The sequence below is a fragment of the Caulobacter sp. RHG1 genome (assembly GCF_013181195.1).
Lineage (GTDB): Bacteria > Pseudomonadota > Alphaproteobacteria > Caulobacterales > Caulobacteraceae > Caulobacter.
On record NZ_SMZP01000005.1, the window covers coordinates 375,757 to 396,238 of the forward strand.

Here is a 20,482-nt window from a genome sequence, read left to right on the forward strand (position 1 = left end):
GGATCAGCGCGGGGCCATGCGGATGCCGCCGTCCAGACGCACGTCCTCGCCGTTGAAGTAGCCGTTGGTGATCATCGTCACCGCCAGCTGGGCGTATTCTTCCGGCAGACCCAGGCGCTTGGGGAAGGGCACGCTGGCGGCAAGGCCCGCCTTCACCGCTTCCGGCGCGCCGTTCATCAGCGGGGTATTGAAGATGCCCGGCAGGATGGTGTTGACGCGGATGCCCTCGCCCATCAGGTCGCGAGCGATCGGCAGGGTCATGCCCACCACGCCGCCCTTCGACGCCGAATAGGCCGCCTGGCCCATCTGGCCGTCCTCGGCCGCGACGCTGGCGGTGTTGACGATCGCGCCGCGCTCGCCGTCTGCCAACGGCTCCAGGTCCAGCATGCCCTTGGCCGATTTGGCGATGCAGCGGAAGGTGCCGACCAGGTTGATCTGGATGATGCGGTCGAAGGCGTCGAGCGGGAAGTGCTTGGTCTCGCCGGTGGTCTTGTCGCGGCTGGCGGTCTTGGCCGCATTGCCGGTGCCGGCGCAGTTGACCAGGATCCGCTCCTGGCCGTGGGCGGCGCGGGCCTTCTCGAAGCCGGCGTCGACATCGGCGTCCGAGGTGACGTTGACCTTGCAGAAGACGCCGCCGATGTCCTGGGCGACCTGCTGACCGCGCTCCTCGTTCATGTCGAACAGGGCGACCTTGACGCCCTGGGCGGCCAGGGCGCGGGCGGTGGCTTCGCCGAGGCCAGAGGCGCCGCCCGTGACGACGGCGGCGACGGTGTTGTCGAGTTTCATGGATCAGTCCTCTAGGCTTACAGACGTTCGATGATGATGGCCGGGGCCATGCCGCCGGCGGCGCACATGGTCACCAGGCCGTAGCGGCCGCCGGTACGTTCCAGCTCATCCAGCACGGTGCCGATCAGGATAGCGCCGGTGGCGCCGATCGGGTGGCCCAGGGCGATGGCGCCGCCGTTGACGTTGACCTTGGAGCGATCCAGCTTGAGGTCGCGGATGAACTTCTCGGCGACGACGGCAAAGGCCTCGTTGATCTCCCACAGGTCGATGTCCTCGACCTTGAGGCCCGCCTTGGCCAGCACCTTGCGGGCGGCCGGCACGGGGGCGTTCAGCATCAGGGTCGGGTCGTCGCCGATATTGGCCATGGCCACAACGCGGGCCCGGGCCTTCAGCCCATGTTTCTCCGCATAGTCGCGCGACGCCAGCAGCACCGCCGCGGCGCCATCGACCACGCCTGACGAATTGCCCGCATGGTGCTTGGCCTCGATCTGCAGGTCCGGATAGCGGCGATTGATCTGCCCACGGAATGTCGTGCCCTTGGCGTCGTAGGGGAAGTCGGCCAAGGCGGCGAAGGCCGGCTTCAGCGAGGCCAGGCCCTCGGCCGTGGTCTCGGGACGGGGATATTCGTCACGGTCCAGGGCGACTTGGCCGTCGTCGTTCAGCACCGGCACGATCGACTTGGCAAAGCGGCCTTCGGCGATGGCCTGGGCGGCGCGGCGCTGGCTCTCCAGGCCCAGGGCGTCCAGGTCCTCGCGGCTGATGCCTTCCAGAGTGGCGATGGCGTCGCCGCAGACCCCCTGGTGCGATTGCGGGTGCAGCACGTCCAGATGCGCGTTGCCCGAGCCCATCAGGCCCGGCGGGAAGCCGGCGGCCTGCTCCTGGGCGGCCATGGCCGCGGTCAGGCTCATCATCTCGACGCCGCCGGCGACCACCAGGTCTTCCATGCCGCTCATGATCTGGGCTGCGGCCAGGTTCACCGTGGTGATGCCCCCGCCGCAGAAGCGGTCCAGCGTCATGCCCGAGGCCTTGATGTCGTAGCCGGCGTCCAGCGCGGCCATCCGGCCCAGGTCCCCGCCCTGCTTGCCCTTCTGCGTCGAGGTCGACCAGATCACGTCGTCGACGTCAGCGGTGTCGAGCTTGTTGCGCTCGGCGATGGCCTTCAGCACCGTCGCGGCCAGATGCTGCGGATGCAGGTGGGCCAGCGCCCCCTTGCCGACCTTGCCCACGCCGCGCGGCGTGCGGACGGCGTCGATGATCAATGCCTCGGCCATGACGGCTCCTCCCTTATCCTTGTTCAGTTACAAGGAGTGGACGGCCGCTAACGTGGCGGAACACAAGCCCGTTTCGTGAAGAAGCTTCAGGCCGGCAATTGGCAGCGCAGGGCCGCGCCGATCCGCTCGGCCTCGGGACCCAGCACGACGTGGACCGCGTGGGCGCCGACCCGCACGACGCCGCGCACGCCAACAGCCCGCAGCGCCGCCTCGTCCACCGCATCCTGGTCGCGTACCACCACGCGCAGGCGGCTGGAGCAGGTTCCAACCTCGCGCAGGTTGGCCGTGCCGCCCAAGGCGGCGGCCAGTTGCTCGGCCTTGCGGTCGTCTTCGATAGAGGGCGTGGCGACCTTGCTGACGACAGGCGCGCTCGCGACCGGCGCCGGAGCCCCCATGGCGGCGCGGATCTCGCCGGCGACGCCGTCGGCGATCGGACCCAGCACGACCTGCAGCGCCTTGTCGGACGGCTTGACGATCCCGCGCGCGCCCAGCGCCTTCAGGGCCGGCTCGCTGACCGCGCCTTGGTCGGCGACGATCAGCCGAAGACGGGTGGTGCAGGCGTCGACGCTGACGAGGTTGCTCGCGCCACCCAGCGCCTGGACGAAGTCCGCCCCGCGTCCGCCGCCAGTGGCGACGATCGGCGCGGCCGAAGCATCGTCGGGCTCACGGCCAGGCGTCTTCAGGTCGAACTTCTGGATGAAGAACCGGAACAAGCCGTAATAGACCGCGCCGTACACAAGGCCGATCGGGACCAGCAGCAACGGATGGGTCGCCTTGCCGAAGTTCAGCACGTAGTCGAACAGGCCCGCCGAGAAGGTGAAGCCCAGCTTGATGTTCAGCAGGTTCATCAGCGCCATCGCGACGCCGGTCAACACCGCGTGTACCGCGTAGAGCACCGGGGCCAGGAACATGAAGCTGAACTCGATCGGCTCGGTCACCCCGGTCAGGAACGAGGTCAAGGCCAGCGAGAACAGCATGCCGCCGACGGCCTTTTTCTTCTCCGGCCGGGCGGTGTGATACATGGCCAGACAGGCGGCGGGCAGGCCGAACATCATGACCGGGAAGAAGCCGCTCATGAACGCCCCGGCGGTCGGGTCGTCGGCGAAGAAGCGGCGCAGATCCCCGGTCGCGCCGTGATAGTCGCCGACCACGAACCAGGCGATATTGTTCAGCACATGGTGCAGACCGGTGACGATCAGGATCCGGTTCAGGAAGCCAAAGACCAGCAGGCCCAGCTCGCCCGAGCCGACCACCGCTCGGCTGGCGGCGTCCACCGCGCCGTTGACCCCGTCATAGCCCACGCCCAGAAGGCCGGCGATGACCAGGCCCGCCAGCCCCGAGACCATAGGCACGAAGCGGCGGCCGCTGAAGAACGCCAGGTATTCAGGCAGTTTGAAGGTCGAGAAGCGGTTGTAGAACAGCCCGCCGATGACGCCGGAAATGATGCCGATCGGCGCGCTGAGCTTGGCCAGGGCTTTCGCCTTATAAGCCGCCGTCGCCAGGTCGGCGTGGGCCTTGACCAGGCCCGCCGTGACATCGGCCGGCACGTGCAGCAGGACCTTGGCGCCCTCGGTGGCGATCAGGAAACAGACGACGCCTGCCAGACCGGCCGCGCCGTTGTTTTCCTTGGCCAGACCGACCGCGACGCCGATCGCGAACAGCAAACCGAGGTTGGAGAAGATCGCATCGCCAGCGGCCGCCATGAAGCCGATGTTCAAGAGGTCGGGCTGGCCCAGACGCAGCAGCAGGCCCGCCACCGGCAGCACCGCGATCGGCAGCATCAGGGCTCGGCCCAGGGGCTGGAGGATCTCGAGCGGAGACTTCATCGGCGTCAGGCTCCGAAAGACTTGGACAAGGCTCGGACCGCTTCGGGCGAGGTCTGATCGAGGGCTCGAGCCGCCAGATCGCGGCAGGCGTCGAGCGACAGGCTACGGACCCGCGCCTTGACCTCCGGCGTGATGCTGGCGGTGCAGGACAGTTCGGTGACGCCCAGGCCCAGCAGGATCGGGGTGGCGGCGAGATCCGAGGCCAAGCCGCCGCAGACGCCGACCCAGCGATGGTGCCTGGCCGCGCCCTTGCAGGTCTGATCGATCATCCGCAGCACCGCCGGGTGCAGGGCGTCGATGCGGGCGGCCAACTCGGGATTGCCCCGGTCCATGGCCAGCACATACTGGGTCAGGTCGTTGGTGCCGATCGACAGGAAGTCGGCCTCGGCGGCGATCAGGTCGGCGGTGACGGCGGCGGCCGGCGTCTCGATCATCACGCCCAGCTCGACGCGCTCGACGATCCCCATCTCGCGCTTGACCTCTTCCAGCATCGCGCGGACGGCGCGCAGCTCGTCCAGGCTGGCGACCATCGGGACCATGATCTTGCATTGGCCCAAAGGTTTGACCCGCAGGATGGCGCGCAGCTGGGTCTTTAAGAGATGCGGCCGCCACAGGCTGACGCGGACGCCGCGCAGACCCAGGGCCGGGTTTTCCTCGGCCGGGATCGGCAGGTAGGGCGCGGCCTTGTCGCCGCCGACGTCCAGGGTGCGGATGATCAGCGGCTTGCCGTCCAGGGCCGAGGCGATGGCCTGGTACTGGCGGGCCTGCTCGTCCTCGTCGGGCGGGGTCTCACGGTCCAGGAACAGGAACTCGGTGCGCAATAGGCCCGAGCCTTCCGCGCCATTGGTCACGGCGGCCAGGGCGTCGCCGATCGAGCCGGTGTTGGCGAACACCTCGATGCGGACGCCGTCCTTCGTCACGCACGGATCGTGGGCGGCGGCCTGGGCGGCGGCCTTGCGTTGCTGGCGCTGGGCCAGGGCGGTCTGGGCGGCTTCCAGGGCTGGGGCGTCCGGCGCCACGCGCAAGGTCCCGCTGTCGGCGTCCAGGATCAGGGTCGCGCCGTCCTTGACCTTCAGCAGGGCGCCGCCGACCGCGACCAAAGCCGGAATGCCCATGGCGGCGGCCAGGATCGCCACGTGCGAGGTCGGCCCGCCGCGCGCGGTGGCGAAGCCGGCTACGGCGGCGGGATCCACACCCATCAGTTGCGAGGGCAGCAGTTCATCGGCCAGCAGGATCGAGCCGGGCGGCAGGGCCGCGCCCTCGTCTTCCTCGCCCGTCAGCGCGCGCAGCACCTGACGCTCCAGGTCCACGAGATCGTCGACCCGCTCGGCCAGCCGGCGATCGCCCAGGCCGCGCAGGGCCTCGACATAGCCGCCGACCGCCTTGCGCCAGGCGAAGCCCGCGCTCTTGCCCTCGCCGATCAGACGGCGCGCGCCAGCGGCCAGTTCGGGATCTTCCAGGAAGGCCAGGTGGGCGCCGAGGATGGCTTTGCGGGCCTTGTCGCCCTTGGCGGCGTTGCGCTCGATCCGCTGACGGACGATCTCGATGGCGGCGAGTAGCGCCGCCTCCTCATGGGCGACGCCCTGCCCCTCCTCGCGCACGACGATGTCGGCCGAGGCCAGCCGCACGGCCTTGCCGATGGCCAGGCCCGGCGCGGCCAGAACGCCCTTCAGCACACCGTCACGCGGCAGTTCGGCGGGTGCCGGGGGTTCGACGGTCACGGCGAGCGCCTGGACGGCGACCGGCGCCCCCTCGCCCATGCCGCCTTCGATCAGTTCGCTAATCGCCGCGATCGCCGCCTCGGCGTCGACGCCCGAGGCCACGACCTGGATCGTGTCGCCATGGCGTATGGCCAGGGACATCACCCCAACCGGGCTCTTGGCGCTGGCGCGACGGTTGACGGCGGCCAGGGCGATCTCGGCGACGAACTTGCGGGCGGTCTCGGCGATGCGGGCGGCCGGACGGGCGTGGATGCCGTGGGCCAGTGGAACAACCACCGCACGGCCGATCTCGCCCTCGGCGGTCGAACCCGCCATCTCAGCGCCGCCGATCCGCGACAGCTCCATCAGGAAGTCACCGACGCCGAGTTCGCGATCCTGGTCGCGGCGGATGATCTCGAAGGCGTCCAGATTGGTCACCACGACCGGGGTGATCAGGCTGCGAGCCTTCTGGGCCAGGAGGTCCAGGTCAAAGCCGAGCAGGCGATCACCAGCCTTCACGGTTTGGCCTTCCTTGACGAAGACGCTGAAGCCCTCGCCGTTCAGGGCCACGGTCTCCAGGCCCACATGCATCAGGATTTCGGCCCCATTGGCGGCGCGCAGGGTCACCGCGTGGCGGGCGCGATGCACGGTGGTGACCACCGCGTCGCAGGGCGCATGCAGCGTCGAGTCCAGTGGATCGATCGCCAGGCCGTCGCCCAGCATCCGCTCGGCGAACACCGCGTCGGGGGTCTCGTCGAGCGGCGCGATCCAGCCCTTGAGCGGGGCGGTGAGAACGAGATTGGACACGGACTCAAACTCTCTTCGAACTTAAGGCGTCAAGGTCACGCGCTCGATGACCCAGAAGGGATCGACGCTCTTGGCCGTGAAGGTCAGGCAAAGATCGACCTTGCCGGCCCGGGCGGGCAAGCGGCCGGTGATCGTGGACAGGCCCGGATTGTCCGACGCCTTGCCCAGCGGCAGCACGGCCAGCTTTTCGCCTTCGCAGCCTGCACGGATCTCCAGCTCGCCGCCCGGGGTGGCGGGCGCGCGCAGCGGTATCCTGTCGCGATCGGCGCCGACCTGGAAGTTGAACGGGATCTGGCTGATCCGAGCGCTGAACGCCGCGCCCTTCTCCAGATCCGCGCCTTGCCAGATCCAGCAGGGATTGAGCACGTCGACGAACATCATCGGCCGCTTGGCCAAGTCCGCCGGGGCGTCGTCGATCATGGTCAGCGGCACCTTGTCGGTGCACAGCTTCAGCTGGCTGCTGAGACGGGTGCGCAGCATGGCCGGATCGATCGTCCAGCCGCGCTCACGGCCCAGGGCCTGGCCGTCGACAAAGGTCTGCGCCTTGACCACCACGCCCGTCGCCAGGTCCAAGGGCCCGACATAGGCGGGCGAGGTCGCGGTCGGCGCCTTGCCGTCGGTGGTGTAGCGGATCTCGCCGATCCCGAGACCGGTCGACAGCGCCAGGGTCGTCTTGCCGCCATCACCCGCCGACAGGGCCGGCTGCGGCTCGAACGGCACGGTGTTGGCGGTGACGCCCAGCACCTTCAGGCGGGCCATCTCGGCGGGCATGCGGCGGGCGAAGTCGTCCCAGCCGACCGCCGCCTCCGGCGACCAGGCGCGCTCGGCCAGAGCCACGGCGCGGGGGAAGGCCATCTGCTGCATGCGGATGTCGGTCTGCATGTGCTCGGTCCAGACATTGGCCTGGACGCCCAGGATGTGTCGCCGCTGGTCCGGCGTCAGCTGGGCCGGCGCGGGATCGAAGGCGTAGACGTCCTTCAGGGTCGACAGCACGCCGCGGCCGGTCGGCTCTTCAGGTGAACGACTCTGGCGATGGTCGAGATAAAGCACTGGATGTGGCGACAGCACGGTGTCGTGTCCGGCCTTGGCTGCGGCGATCGCGCCGTCCAGCCCGCGCCAGGACATGACGGTGGCGTTGGGCGCCAGGCCACCTTCCAGGATCTCGTCCCAGCCGATCAGGCGACGGCCGCGCTTGTCCAACGACTGGCCGACCCGCTGGATGAACCAGCTCTGCAGTTCGTGCTCGTCCTTGATCCCGAGTTCTTTCATCCGGGCCTGGATCTTGGGATTGGCCTTCCACTGGTCCTTGATCGCCTCGTCGCCGCCGACGTGGATGAAGGTCGACGGGAAGATGTCCATCACCTCGTTCAGCACGTCATCGAGGAAGGCGAAGGTGCTGTCGTCGATGTTGTAGAGCCAGGGGAAGACGCCCCAGTCGCCCATCTTGGACGCATCCGGCGCGGCCGAGCCCAGCTGCGGATAGGCCACGATCGGCGCCAGGGCGTGGCCGGGGGTCTCGATCTCGGGCACGACGGTGATGTTGCGGGCAGCGGCGTAGGCGACGAGATCGCGGGCCTGGTCCTGGGTGTAGACGCCGCCGTACTTCGGATATTTCCGCGCCGCGCCGGGGTCGTGCCGCCAGGCGGCGACCTGGGTCAGCTTCGGATACTTCTTGATCTCCAGCCGCCAGCCCTGGTCGTCCACCAGATGCCAGTGGAAGGTGTTGAGCTTGTGCGCCGCCATGGCGTCGATCACCGCCTTCAGCGTGTCGATCGACTGGAAGTGGCGGGCGCTGTCGACCATCAGGCCGCGCCAGACGAAGCGCGGCGCGTCCTCGATCGTGGCGGCGGGAATGGCCACTGGCCCCTTGGCGTCATCCGGCGTCGCCAGCTGCCACAGCGACATAGCGCCGTAGAACAGGCCCGCCCGCTTGGCGGCGGAAATGGTCACGACCGTCGGCGAGATATCGAGCTTGTAGGCCTCGCCGGCCGGTCCCTCGCGGGTCAGGTCGATGGCGTCCGCAACGGGCGCGCCCTCGACCACCGCAGGCCGGAAGCCGCGCGACCGCTGGATCAGGTCCGCCAGCTGCAGGGCCACGCCCTTGGCCTCGACATCGCCATTGGCGACGTGGATGCGGGTGGCGGCGGAAAGCTTGAAAGATCCCTCGGCGCGAACCGCCTTGGCCGGCGCGGGGGTCAGGGTGAGGCCGTCGGCCTGGGCGGCCGTCGCCAGCATCAGGGCGATCGCGGAAACAGCGGCGATGCGAAAGGTCATGCAGCCTCGCGGCAAAAAGCGGGCGGGATAGCCAGGCTATCCCGCCCCAGCTCCATGCTTGCAGTCAGGAGGGGTTCAATCAATGGGCGTGGCGGGAAGCGTGAAGCCTCCCGCCAGCCGGCCGTCAGAAGTTGACGTTCAGCGTCGCCATCAGCTTTCGGCCCGTGCGGTAGACGCCGCGCGGCAGGGCCGGGGTGTTGGCATAGGCGTAGTACTCGCTGTCCAGCAGGTTCTGGCCGGCGACCGACACCGAGATGTTCTGGTTCACGGTATAGCCGAGGGTCGCGTCCAGGTTCTTCGAGGCGCGGACGAACATGTCGTCGCCACGATCGACGCCGGTGAAGTACTTCGAGCGCCAGGTGTAGGTGACCCGGGCCGAGAACGGGCCGTTCTCATAGAACGGGCTGACATTGACCTGGTGCTTGGAGTTGTAGGGCAGCGGCGCGCCTTTCTGACCCTCACCATCGGCATAGGTGTAGTTGGCCAGCAGACCCAGGCCGTAGGCGAAGTTCTGCTGATAGGCCACCGCCAGGCCCTTGACCTCAGCCGAGCCCGCATTGAACGGACGGCTGATCTGGTAGGTCGTCACCCGGCCCTGCGACTGGTTGAAATAGGCTTCCGGCTGGGTCTGGGACAGGATGTAGTTGGAGATGTCCTTGTAGAACACTTCCGCCGACAGGATGGCCTGGGGCTGGAAGTACCACTCGGCCGAGGCGTTGAAGTTGCTCGACTTGTAGGGCTCCAGCGCCGGGTTGCCGCCGCCGCCGGTCAGGATGCCGTCCGACAACCAGAAGTAGTTGGTCATGTCCGCATAGTTGGGCCTCGCGATCACCTGGGCGGCCGCGAAGCGGAACACCAGGTCCTCGCGCGCGTCGACGATGATGTTCACGCTGGGCAGGACGTTGTCGTAGCTCTTCTTGGTGACATTCCAGGTCCAGTCGGCCTGGGCGTTGCAGGCTGCGCCGGGCTTGCAGACGTAACCGGCGCTATCGACCGAGGTCTTCACGTAACGGACGCCGAAATTGCCGCGGATGTTGTCGGCCTTGAAGCTGGCCTGAGCGTAGGCCGCGTCGATGTTCTCTTCGATGTTCCAGTTGCCGGCCGTGAACTCGGCGGCGGCGAAGATCGAGGGCTTGGGCATTGCAGCGCCTGAGGCCAGCCACTTGCCGCTCTCGACGTACGAGACCATCGATTGGCCATCGATGCGGAAGCGGGTCTTCATCTCGTCGCCAACGCCGTCGAAGCCCTTCAGATAGTTGCCCGGCGCCTGGCTGGGGTTGAACAGCGTGGCGGGGGCGGCGACGCCGGTGATGGCGATACCGGCATATTGCTGGCCGGTGGCGTGCTCACGACGCTTGTACCCGACCTGGATGCGCTGGATGACGCCGTCGAAGTCCTTGCCGAAGTCGATCTGGGCGTACTTCTCCTCGTCCGAGGTCGGCTTGGTGACCAGGTTGCCGCTCCAGCCCGGGTCGGTCGCGAAGGCGGCCGGGTTGCCCATCACATTGGTCGTGTAGGTCAGGCTGCCGGGGCTCTTGGGCGCGCCGCTGATGTCGACGGTGTAGTTGGCCCAGTTCAGGAACTCGAGGAACACCTGGCGCTTGGTGCCGCCGTCGGCGGTGGACTTGCCGATCTCGCCGCTGACGTCCCAGCCGTCGCCCTTGTACGCACCCTTCAGGTGGTAGGTGTCGGAACTGAGTCCGGCTTCGCGATACTGCACGTCCAGAACGCTCAGCGCGTTATTGAACGACGCCTTGCTGACGACGCCGTCGTTCACCGTCAGGCCGGTCAGGGCGCCGAGGCTGTTCCAGGTGTTGCCCTGGAAGGCGTACATCGACTGGTTGGTGTTGTCGTAGGTGGCCTTGATCTTCAGCCAGTTGAAGTCGAACGACAGGGCGTCGGTCGGCTTCCACTGCAGGGCCGTGGTGTAGGTGGTGCGCTTGCGGCCCTGCTCGAAGTACGACGAGCCGAACGCATTGAGGCTGCGGGCCGTCAGGTTCGAGGTCAGGGTCGTGGCGCACGAGCCGGTGCAGCCGCGGGTGCGCGAGTCGACCGGATTGTCGGCATTGCCGCCGGCCCACTGGTTGGCGGCCATGGTGCCGTAGCTTTCCAGGCCGTCGCGACGCAGCTGGTCTTCCGCGCGCTGAACCGAAAAGCTGGCGCCGAAGGTGTCGGCATTGTTCTTCCAGCTGACCAGCAGCGAACCCTGGACATCGCCCTTCTTGGAGCGGTCGTTGTGCAGATAGCTCACGGCGCCGGCGACGAGGCCCGACTTCAGGTCCAGAGGCTTGCGGGTGTTGACGATGACGGTGCCGCCGATGCTGCCTTCGTCGATGCGCGCTTCGGGCGACTTGAAGACTTCGACCTTGCCGACGATCTGCGGGGCCAGCAGCGCATAGTTGAAGGTGCGGCCCGGAGAGTCGAGGATGAACCAGTCGGCAGAGGCGACGGTCTGGCCGTTCAGCAGGGTGCGGTTCAGCGCCGGGTCGGTGCCCAGGATGCTGACCTTTTCGCCCTGGCCGAAGGCGCGGTCGACGGTGACGCCCGGTACGATCGTCAGAGCCTCGGCGACGTTGCTGCTCGGGAACTTGCCGACATCCTCGGCGGTGACGACGTCGACGATGGCGTCGGCGCGGCGCTTGGATTCGATGGATTGCAGCAGCGAGGCGCGGATGCCGGTGACGACCACCTCTTCCACGGCGCTGCTATTGTCTTGCGCTAGAACCGGCGCGGCGGCCATGACGGCCATGGCGCTGACCGAGGCGGCCAGCACGGACTTCCTGAAGGTATTCATAACTCGGCTTCTCCCCATTATGCCGGGCCGATTGGACCCGGAGCCGAACCCCAAAGCCCAATATGATACCAATCTCCTGGGAGGATCCGCAGAAAGTGGTACTTCTCAGGCCTCGGACGGGAACTGTGACGGAAATTTTTCAGATGACAAGGCCAAAAAGAAACCAATTGCAGACCACGTTCTTATTGGTATGAAAATGGTCATATGGTATCGAAACGGCGCCGCGGATTTGCGCGACCCACAGCCTGTCGGGGCTTTTCGAGGGAGGGCTGGACATGACGTTTGCTGAGCGTATCGGACGGCTCGACGCCCAGGGCGAACACGCACCGCTCTATAAGCAACTGCAGCGCGCGCTGCGCGAGGCTATCCAGAAGAAGGTGCTGTCGCCGGACGACGCCCTGCCGGCCGAACGCGACCTGGCCGACGAATTCAGCATCTCGCGCATCACTGTGCGCAAGGCGCTGGACGGTCTGGTCAGCGAGGGCCTGCTGACCCGCCGCCAGGGCGCGGGCACCTTCGTCGCCGCCCGGGTGGAAAAGAGCTTCTCGAAGTTGTCGTCGTTCACCGAGGACATGATCTCGCGCGGCCGCGTGCCGCGCAGCGAGTGGATCAGCCGCGCCGAGGGTCAGGTGACTCCCGAGGAGTCGCTCATCCTGGGCCTGTCGCCCGGCACGCCGGTCTATCGCTTCGCCCGCATCCGCTATGCCGACGGCGCGCCGATGGCCGTGGAATACACCACCATCGCCGCCTTCGCCCTCCCCTCCACCGAGGTGGTCGGCGTCTCGCTCTACGAGGCGCTGGAGACCACCGGCCATCGCCCGGTGCGCGCCCTGCAGCGCCTGAGGGCGATCCTGTTCAACGCCGAACAGGCCGACCTTCTGGGCGTTCCGGTCAAGGACGCGGGGCTGCTGATCGAGCGCCGGGGTTTCCTGCGCGACGGCCGGGCGGTGGAAGTCACCCAATCCTATTATCGCGGCGATGCGTACGACTTCGTCGCCGAATTGAATTCCCTATCCTAGGAGTCCGAAGCTTGGAGGCGACCGTCTTGATCCGTCCAGAGACCACCAAGATGTTCCTGGAGGCCGGCCAGGCCTCGCAGGTCGCCGCCACGCAACTGGCCGCCAACGCCGAGAAGATCCAGGCCCTGGCGGCGCGCCTGCGCGCCAACCCGCCCCGCGTGGTGGTGACCTGCGCACGCGGCAGCAGCGACCACGCCGCCACCTTCGCCCGCTACCTGATCGAGACCAAGGCCGGCGTGCTGACCTCATCGGCGGGCCTGTCGGTCAGCTCCGTCTATGACGCTTCGCCCAATCTGGAGGGGGCGCTCTATCTGGCCATTTCACAGTCGGGCAAGAGCCCTGATCTCCTGGCGGCGGTGAAGACGGCCAAGGCCGCCGGCGCCTATGCAGTGGCCCTGGTCAATGTGGTCGACTCGCCGCTGGCGGACCTCGCCGACGAGGTCATTCCGCTGCACGCCGGCCCCGAGCTGAGCGTCGCGGCGACCAAGTCCTACATCGCCGCCCTCGTGGCCATCACCCAGCTGATCGCCGCCTGGACCGAGGATGCGGACCTGACGGACGCGCTGGCGACCCTTCCGGCTGCTCTGGAAACGGCCTGGACGCTGGACTGGTCTTCAGCCGTCGACCGCCTGAAGACCGCCCGTAACCTCTATGTCCTGGGTCGCGGCGTCGGTTTCGGCGTGGCGCTGGAAGCCGCCCTGAAGTTCAAGGAGACCTGCGGCCTGCACGCCGAGGCCTTCAGCGCCGCCGAGGTGCTGCACGGCCCGATGGCTCTGGTGAAGGATGGCTTTCCGGCCCTGGTCTTCGCCCAGAACGACGAAAGCCGCACCAGCGTCGACGCCATGGCCCAGGGCCTGCGCGAACGCGGCGCCGACGTGCTGATGGCGGGACCGGGCGAGACCGCGCCGGGCGCCCTGCCCTGCCTGGCCGCCCACCCGGTGCTGGAGCCGATCCTGATGATCCAGAGCTTCTACCGAATGGCCAATGCGCTTTCGGTCGCGCGCGGCTACGATCCTGACAGCCCCCCTCACCTCAACAAGGTCACCGAAACCGTCTGATGCTGGCTGCTCTGGTAAATGGCCGTGTCCTGACGGAAGCCGGCGTCGTCGACGGCAAGGCCGTGCTGATCGAAGGCGGCCTGATCGCCGGCGTCGTCGACGCGCGCGAGATCCCGGCCCACGCCCAGCGCCGCGACCTGGACGGCGGCCTGCTGGTCCCCGGCTTCATCGACACCCAGGTCAATGGCGGCGGCGGCGTGCTGTTCAATGACCAGCCGACGCCTGAGGCCATCGCCGCCATCGGCGCGGCCCATCGCCCGTTCGGCACGACGGGCTTCCTGCCGACCCTGATCAGCGACGACCTGGCCGTCGTCGACCAGGCCATGCGCGCCACAGAGGCCGCGATCGAACAAGGCGCGCCCGGCGTGCTGGGCATCCACATCGAGGGTCCATTCCTCAACCCCAAGCGCAAGGGCATCCACGACGAGGGCAAGTTCCGGGTCATCGACGACGAGGCCCTGGCCCTGCTGACCTCGCTGAAGGTCGGCAAGACCCTGGTCACCCTGGCCCCCGAGCGCACCACGCCGGAGATGATCCGACGCCTGGCCAACGCCGGGGTGATCGTCGCCGCCGGCCATACCAATGCGCACTACAAGACCATGCGTCAGGCGCTAGACCACGGCCTGACCGGCTTCACCCACCTCTTCAACGCCATGTCGCCGCTGACCAGCCGCGAGCCCGGCGCGGTGGGCGCGGCGCTGGAGAGCCTGACCGCCTGGTGCGGCCTGATCGTCGACGGCCGCCATGTGGATCCCGTGACCCTGAAGCTGGCCCTGCGCACCCGACCGCTGGACCGGTTCATGCTGGTGACCGACGCCATGCCGACCGTAGGCATGACCGACAAGTCCTTCGACCTGCAGGGCCGCCACATCCGCGTGGTCGACGGCGTCTGCGTCGACGACAAGGGCACGCTGGCGGGCTCGGACCTGGACATGGCCACGGCCGTCCGCAACGCCGTCGCCCTGCTGGACGTATCGCTGGCCGACGCGGTGACCATGGCCGCCGCTGCGCCCGCCGCCTTCCTGGGATTGGAAAATATCCGCGGGCGGATCGACGTCGGCCATGCGGCCGATTTCTGCCTGCTGGACGACCAGCTGAACGTCGCCAACACCTGGATCGACGGCGTTCCCGCGCACTGACCGCGCGCGCAGGGCAAGAAAAAGGGCGCCGGCCTCACGGCCAGCGCCCTTCTCATGTCAACTCAGGGATCGGTGGAAGGCTAGAACTTCCACTTCACGCCCAGATAGTACTGCCGACCGAAGTGAACGTACTCTTCGGAAATCATCCGGGTGGAGTCGATGACCTTGCTGTCCTGCTCGTCCGTCAGGTTGATGCCTTCCAGCGTGATCGTGAAGTTCTTGAAATTGTAGCTGATCTGGCTGTCGATGTTCAGGGTCTTCTCCTTGATCCGAACATCGTTGTTGTTGGTCGCCGACGGCGCCACCTGGATCAGGTACGGGTCGCGGTACGAGGCCGAGACGCGCGCCTTGAAGTTGCTCTTCTCGTAATAGAGCGTGGCGTTGAAAGCGTCCGGCGACAGGTTGACCAGCGGCTGGGTGATCAGCACGGCCGGGGCCGTTTGAACCCGCGGCGTACCGGCATAGGTCGGGTTGCGGATCACGTACTGAATGTCGCTGGTGACGTGCGTGTAGTTCACGATGCCGCCGAAGCCGTCGAACGGCGCCGGCAGGAAGCTGAACGGACGCTGCAGCGAGACCTCGAAGCCCTTCAGCTTGCCGCCGGGGGTGTTGATCTGAGTCGTGACCGTGAACAGCGTGTCCGGCGTATTGCCGTTGGAGAGCAGGCTCGTAGGCAGTTCGGTCTCGGCCCACGGCATGGTGACCGCCGAGCTCTGGATGTAGGACTTGATGTCCTTCTGGAAGAAGCCGACCGAGAACAGCGTCTCCTTGTCAGGATACCATTCGAAGCTGAGGTCCAGATTGTTGGCCAGCATCGGGTTCAGCTCGGGATTGCCGCGCGTCAGCGTCTGGTTCTGCTGGCTGATCGAGGTGTAGCCCGGGGTCAGGTTCTGCAGCTGCGGACGCGTCATCACCTTGGCGGCGGCGAAGCGGACATAGAAGTTGTCGAACGGCTGGGCCGAGACGTTCAGCGACGGCAGGGTGTTGGTGTACTCGCGCGAGGTCGTCTGGACGCCTGCGGTCGGAACGGTCGTCGAGATCGTGCCGAACGGCGTGGCGACCGGCGTGGTCACGCTGCCGGTGTTGTAGTTGCCCAGCGCATTCTGCTCGGTCTTCACCCAGCGCACGCCGAAGTTGCCGCGCACGGGGATGTTGAACAGGTCGTAGTCGAAGTCGCCTTGCAGATAGAAGGCGATGTCCTTCTCGTTGATCGCCCGCATCGCGCCCAATTGGTTAATCGTGCTGAGGCGGAAGTCGCCGTTGGCGTTGATACAGTTGCAGTTATAGCCCAGCGCCGTTTCCAGCTTGCCCAGGTCGGGGGCCAGCCACGAGGTCGGCACGCCCGAGGGCAGGTCCAGGCCACGGCCGAAGCCGCTGATTAGGCGCGAAACATTGGCGATCGTGGTCCCCGCCGGCAGGCCGAAGGCGGCCTCGGCGGTGAAGGTCGTGCCGGTGCTCGCCAGATTGCGCGAATAGAGGCGCTTTTCCCACGAGCTGAAGCCGTACTTCTTGTAGTTGCCGCCGTAACGCAGCTTGAAGCCGTCGACGATCTCGTAGTCGACGTCAGCCCGGAACGTCTTGAAGGTGTTGACCGCCTTGCTGGGACGCATGCGCAGCAGCGAAGCGTCGCCCAGGGCGTTGCTGGCGCTGTACTGGTAGCTGGCCGGGTTGGTCGGATCGAAGCCGTAGTTGAAGTTCGGCAGTTTGTCGTTCTGCGAATAGTCGTAGCTGTAGCCGTCGCTGTCGTAGCGATCGAACGAGAAGGTCGTCTGGACCGGATTGTCCTGGATCGAGCGCGACTGGCCGTAGGTGGCGACGAAGTGACCGCGGTCACCGAACTTGGTGTCGTAGGTCAGGGCCAGCTGGTTGAACTCGGTCTTCAGGTCGTCGTGGCGATATTCGACCCGGGCGTCGACGTCGTCGAACGTGCCCTTGATCAGATTGCCCTTGGAGTCGGCCTGGAAGTTGACCACGTCGGTCTGCGGCAGGCCTGCGCCGGCGCGGCTGAACGAGATGATTTCCAGATAGGTCTCGTCGCGATTGTTGGTGAACTTGGCCAGCAGCGCGTCGAGGGTCAGGGTCGAGCGATCGTTCGGCCGCCACTGCAGCGAACCGGTCACGCCAAGACGCTTCTGATCATAGTCCAGGCGGCCATAGCGCGGGATCCGCGGGTGCCACAGGTTGTTGGCGGTGCCGGCGGCGGCCGTCGTCGTCGGCGAGGTGCCGCCCACGACCGTACCGATCTGGGCGCAGCTCAGCGGCGGCCCGCTGACGGGATTGTAGGCCGCGCCCGAGCATGGGAAGGCGGTCGACGAATTGAACTGGACCGACGGGTTTTCCCAGCGGCCGGTCGAGGAGCCCTCTTCGCGGGTCTGCCGGGTCGCATAGGCCACCGACAGCAGGGCGCCGAACTCACCGACATTGGTGTCCCAGCGATTGCTGACCAGGAAGGTGTAGCGCGGGTCGCTCTTTCGCGAGAGATCGTTCCAGCCGATCTTGCCGCTGGCGCTCAGGGTGAACTTGCTGAAGTCGAACGGACGCGCGGCCTGCAGGTCGACGATGGCGCCCAGCGAGCCCTCTTCGTTGCTGGCCGAGGTCGACTTGCGCACGGTGACGCTGTTGAACAGCTCCGAGGCGAAGATCGAGAAGTCGAACTGACGGCTGCGGTTGGCGCCGCCCGAACCGTCCTTGCCGCCGGTGGTGGCCAGGGCTTCCAGGCCGTTCAGCCGAACGACCGTGAAATCGGCGCTCAGACCACGGACGGTGATGGTGCGGCCTTCGCCGCCGTCGCGGTCGATCGACACGCCCGGCACGCGCTGCAGCGATTCCGCCAGGTTCAGGTCAGGGAAATCGGCGATGTCCTGAGCCTTGATGACATCGACGAGGTCGTTCTCACGACGCTTGATGTCCAGGGCGTTCGCCAGAGAGGCGCGGAAGCCGGTGACGACGACGGCGTCGACTTCATCGGTGGCCTGAGCGGGCGCTGCGTTCTGGGCGGCTGCGCCGCCGGCTGCCAGGATCGCCAGAGTCATCGCGCCTGCGGACACGCCGCTGCGCAGAGCGCGCACGCGCCCCGTGGTAGTCTTCAACATTGAACTTCCTCCCGTGTCGACCAGTGAGGACAGCGCTGTCGCGCCATCCTGGCCTTCGTCTCGATCTCACGTCCTTCCCGCGAGACCGGCTCCAGCCTTGTTTGTCTTAGTTTTTGACACCGGTATCAGAAACGAACCTTGGTTTTTGACACCGGTGGCAGAGTGCTAACAAAGCCAATGACCGGCGGCAAGGGCCACAAAGGGGCCATAGTCGAAGACTCGCGTCGGCGTTGCGTTTCCGACACAGATCGACGTTATCCCAAGGGAAGGTGGGAGGCGCGCTCAGGCCTCGTCAGGGCGGTAGTGGCTGACCTGGTAAAGGCCCTGCAGCATGGCGTCGCGTTGAGCGGCGGGCAGTTCGGCGCCGACGGCGCGCAGCAGTTTCAAAGCGTTCAGGTGGACGTCTACCGCGTCCCAGCGCCAGGCGCCGGCCTCGGCGCAGCTGTCGGCCAGGCCGCACAGCGACATCGCCGCCTTGTCGATGCCCGCGTCTGTGACGAACAGGCTGACGTCGATGACCTTCGAGGCCAGGTGGTACAGGACCTCGAACGGCTCGGCGGCGCGATCGGCGGCCGACTTGCCGAACCGCCGCTCGATCTCGGCCAGGCTCTCGTCCAGCGCAGCCATCGACGACTCACGCAGGCTCTCGACCCCGACCTCGGCGGCGGCGATGGCGTCCTGCGCCAGGATCCCGCCCTTGTCCTTGATCAGGCTGGCGAGACGGTTCGGCGGACGGAACTTGCGGACGGTCATATCTGCACCTTGGCTGGGCGCATCATGTTGGCGATTTCGTCATCCGACATGTTGGGTGTCTGCGCATCACCCACCTCCGCCGGAAGATCGTCTTTCCGCCGGCCATCGGTGCCAGGCGGCGGTCCCTCGTGCTTGAAGCGCCGGTCGGGGCCGATGTAGCTGTCGCACTCGATGAACGCCCGCTCCTCGCGCGCCACCCAGAAGATGCGCTCCAGCAGCACCTTGGGCGTCAGCGGCTTGGCGACGACATAGTTGGAGCCCGCGTCACGCAGCTTGAAGATCTGCGAAGTGCGGGTGTGGCCCGTCAGCAGGATGACGGGGATGTAGCGATTGGCCTCACCGCCATCCTTGCGCAGCCATTCAAGGAACTCGATGCCGTCGGTGACCGGCATCTGCACGTCGCTGATGATCACGTCGAAGGTCTTGGTGCGGATCAGCGCCTGGGCGTCCATGACGCTCTCGGCGCGAAACAGCTGCTTGACCCCGAAGCCGGAGACGACCTGCGAGAGGATGTCCAGCGACGGACCGTTGTCGTCCAGCACGAGCACCGTGGCCCGTTCCAGGTTGATCCGCGTAGAAGGGAGGAGCGCGTCCGCCATCGGCTTCTAGAAGAAGTCCAGCTCGCCGGCTTCGGCCTTGCGGCCCTCCTGCTCGCCCAGCTTTTCATCGGCGCGCAGGCGTTGAGCCATGTCGGCCAGGCCCAGGCCGCTGAGGACCGGAGCGATCGACATGCTCCATTCGCCGGACGCGTGCTGGCCGATGCGCGAGAGTACTTCGGACAGGCCGTGCAGGCGCTGGCTCAGCTCGTCCAGCGCCTGCAGACGCGAGAGGTTCTCCAGCGTGGCGCCGCCGGTGGCCAGGTCGCCGGCCAGATGCTCGCAGTCCCGGCAGATGGCCGCGGCCGAGGCCAGCTCCGCCGCCAGGCGACGCGACAGCTCTCCGACCGGAAGATGCTCTTCCGGGGAGGCGATCGGCGACGACGGCAGCGGCAAGGCGGTCATGGGCGTCAGAACAGATCCACATCGCCGCTGGAGGCGGCGGGCATCGGGGGAGGCGTGGGACGACGGACATCCTGCGGCGCGTTGTCGACGGCCACGAGACGCTGGCGCACCCGGCCCGAGGTCGGCCAGAACTCGACGCGACGGGCCGAGACCCCGCCGGTGCTGGACGACACGATCGGAATGCCTTCGTCGCGCAGAAAACGCTCGGCGAAGGCGGCGTTGCTGGCGCCGACGTCCGAGAGGCCGTCGAACAGCTTGGCCCCGCCGAAGATCTTGGCTTCCAGCCGCTCGCGGCGAGCGCCGCGCTTCAGCAGGTCGTTGATCAGCAGTTCCATGGCGTAGGCGCCGTAGCGCACGGCGTCGCCGCCGGTGCCCCGACCGTCGCCGGCGTCCGGCAGCAGGAAGTGGTTCATCCCGCCCACGCCCGCCTGCGGGTCGCGGATGCACGCGGCGATGCAGGAGCCCAGCACGGTGGTCATCACCACCTGCGGGTCGGTCGACACATGGCTTTCGCCCTGCGTGACGTGCACCTTTACCGCGCGTTCGGGATCGTCGTGGTGGGAGAATGGCTTCATGTCAGGGGCCCGAACACCTGTTCGATCTTCTCTTTCAAGCCTTGGACGGTGAACGGCTTGACGCAGTAGTTGTTGACGCCGAACTGCACGGCGCGCTGGACCAGCTCACGGTCGGCGCGGCCCGTCAGCATGACGAACGCGGTCTGGCGGATCGGCGGGTGCGAGCGCACCGCGCGGAGCAGCGCCAGGCCATCCATCTTCGGCATGTTGAAGTCCGAGATGACGAGGTTGGCCGGCTTGGCCAGGAGGTTCTTGAGAGCCTCCTCGCCATCGGGCGCCTCGCGGATGTCCTTGAAGCCGATCTGCTGCAGCGCGTTTCGGATCAGCGCCCGCATGGTCAGCTGGTCGTCGACGACCAGAACGGAGATGGTGCTTGCTTGGGGCATG

Annotated in this window: 15 protein-coding genes; 3 read left to right on the top strand and 12 right to left on the bottom strand. The window is 67.2% G+C overall.

Going from position 1 to position 20,482, the window contains the following annotated elements:
• Window positions 1-3: 3 nt before the first annotated feature.
• The 6 genes from E1H18_RS16120 to E1H18_RS16145 form a co-directional block, all read right to left on the bottom strand.
• On the bottom strand, window positions 4-786 hold the full coding sequence (locus E1H18_RS16120; protein ID WP_172266387.1) for an SDR family NAD(P)-dependent oxidoreductase: 783 nt from the start codon (window positions 784-786) through the stop codon (window positions 4-6).
• Between the two features lie 17 nt (window positions 787-803).
• The gene (locus E1H18_RS16125; RefSeq protein ID WP_172270216.1) at window positions 804-2,057 is read right to left on the bottom strand and encodes an acetyl-CoA C-acetyltransferase; all 1,254 of its coding nucleotides are present in this window, start codon (window positions 2,055-2,057) and stop codon (window positions 804-806) included.
• An 86-nt stretch (window positions 2,058-2,143) separates the two neighbouring features.
• Window positions 2,144-3,883, bottom strand: coding sequence for an N-acetylglucosamine-specific PTS transporter subunit IIBC (gene nagE, locus E1H18_RS16130; protein ID WP_172270218.1), 1,740 nt, complete (start codon window positions 3,881-3,883; stop codon window positions 2,144-2,146).
• A gap of 5 nt (window positions 3,884-3,888) precedes the next feature.
• Window positions 3,889-6,390, bottom strand: a complete 2,502-nt coding sequence (ptsP, locus tag E1H18_RS16135; protein ID WP_172270220.1) for a phosphoenolpyruvate--protein phosphotransferase — start codon at window positions 6,388-6,390, stop codon at window positions 3,889-3,891.
• A gap of 21 nt (window positions 6,391-6,411) precedes the next feature.
• Window positions 6,412-8,664: a family 20 glycosylhydrolase gene (locus E1H18_RS16140; protein WP_172270222.1), complete on the bottom strand. Its 2,253-nt coding sequence runs from the start codon at window positions 8,662-8,664 to the stop codon at window positions 6,412-6,414.
• A gap of 124 nt (window positions 8,665-8,788) precedes the next feature.
• A complete protein-coding gene (locus tag E1H18_RS16145) occupies window positions 8,789-11,458 on the bottom strand; it encodes a TonB-dependent receptor (protein WP_172270224.1) in 2,670 nt (889 codons plus the stop codon).
• A 275-nt stretch (window positions 11,459-11,733) separates the two neighbouring features.
• Here E1H18_RS16145 and E1H18_RS16150 point away from each other — a divergent pair, with 275 nt between their 5' ends.
• Genes E1H18_RS16150 through nagA form a run of 3 tightly spaced genes read left to right on the top strand, consistent with a single transcriptional unit; the run spans window position 11,734 to window position 14,674 of the window.
• A complete protein-coding gene (locus tag E1H18_RS16150) occupies window positions 11,734-12,477 on the top strand; it encodes a GntR family transcriptional regulator (protein ID WP_172270226.1) in 744 nt (247 codons plus the stop codon).
• Window positions 12,478-12,488: 11 nt separating this feature from the next.
• Window positions 12,489-13,535, top strand: coding sequence for an SIS domain-containing protein (locus E1H18_RS16155; protein ID WP_370526531.1), 1,047 nt, complete (start codon window positions 12,489-12,491; stop codon window positions 13,533-13,535).
• Window positions 13,535-14,674, top strand: a complete 1,140-nt coding sequence (nagA, locus tag E1H18_RS16160) for an N-acetylglucosamine-6-phosphate deacetylase (RefSeq protein ID WP_172270228.1) — start codon at window positions 13,535-13,537, stop codon at window positions 14,672-14,674. Before E1H18_RS16155 ends, nagA begins: the two co-directional genes overlap by 1 nt.
• Window positions 14,675-14,754: 80 nt before the next feature.
• Here nagA and E1H18_RS16165 read toward each other — a convergent pair whose 3' ends face one another.
• The 6 genes from E1H18_RS16165 to E1H18_RS16190 form a co-directional block, all read right to left on the bottom strand.
• Entirely contained in the window at window positions 14,755-17,766 is a 3,012-nt protein-coding gene (locus tag E1H18_RS16165) for a TonB-dependent receptor (protein WP_172270230.1), read from the bottom strand.
• A 282-nt stretch (window positions 17,767-18,048) separates the two neighbouring features.
• Window positions 18,049-18,519 carry a chemotaxis protein CheE gene (locus tag E1H18_RS16170; RefSeq protein WP_172270232.1) on the bottom strand — a complete coding sequence of 157 codons (471 nt, stop codon included), beginning with the start codon at window positions 18,517-18,519 and terminating at the stop codon, window positions 18,049-18,051.
• Complete coding sequence (locus E1H18_RS16175; RefSeq protein WP_172270233.1) at window positions 18,516-19,118, bottom strand: response regulator; 603 nt, start codon at window positions 19,116-19,118, stop codon at window positions 18,516-18,518. The genes E1H18_RS16170 and E1H18_RS16175 overlap by 4 nt, the downstream gene beginning before the upstream one ends.
• Before the next feature lie 6 nt (window positions 19,119-19,124).
• Window positions 19,125-19,520: a chemotaxis protein CheU gene (locus E1H18_RS16180; RefSeq protein WP_172270235.1), complete on the bottom strand. Its 396-nt coding sequence runs from the start codon at window positions 19,518-19,520 to the stop codon at window positions 19,125-19,127.
• Window positions 19,521-19,525: 5 nt separating this feature from the next.
• Window positions 19,526-20,095 (bottom strand): chemotaxis protein CheD, encoded by a 570-nt coding sequence (locus E1H18_RS16185; protein WP_172270237.1) that lies wholly within the window; start codon window positions 20,093-20,095, stop codon window positions 19,526-19,528.
• Window positions 20,092-20,481 (bottom strand): response regulator, encoded by a 390-nt coding sequence (locus E1H18_RS16190; protein ID WP_172270239.1) that lies wholly within the window; start codon window positions 20,479-20,481, stop codon window positions 20,092-20,094. Before E1H18_RS16190 ends, E1H18_RS16185 begins: the two co-directional genes overlap by 4 nt.
• Window position 20,482 lies beyond the last annotated feature (1 nt).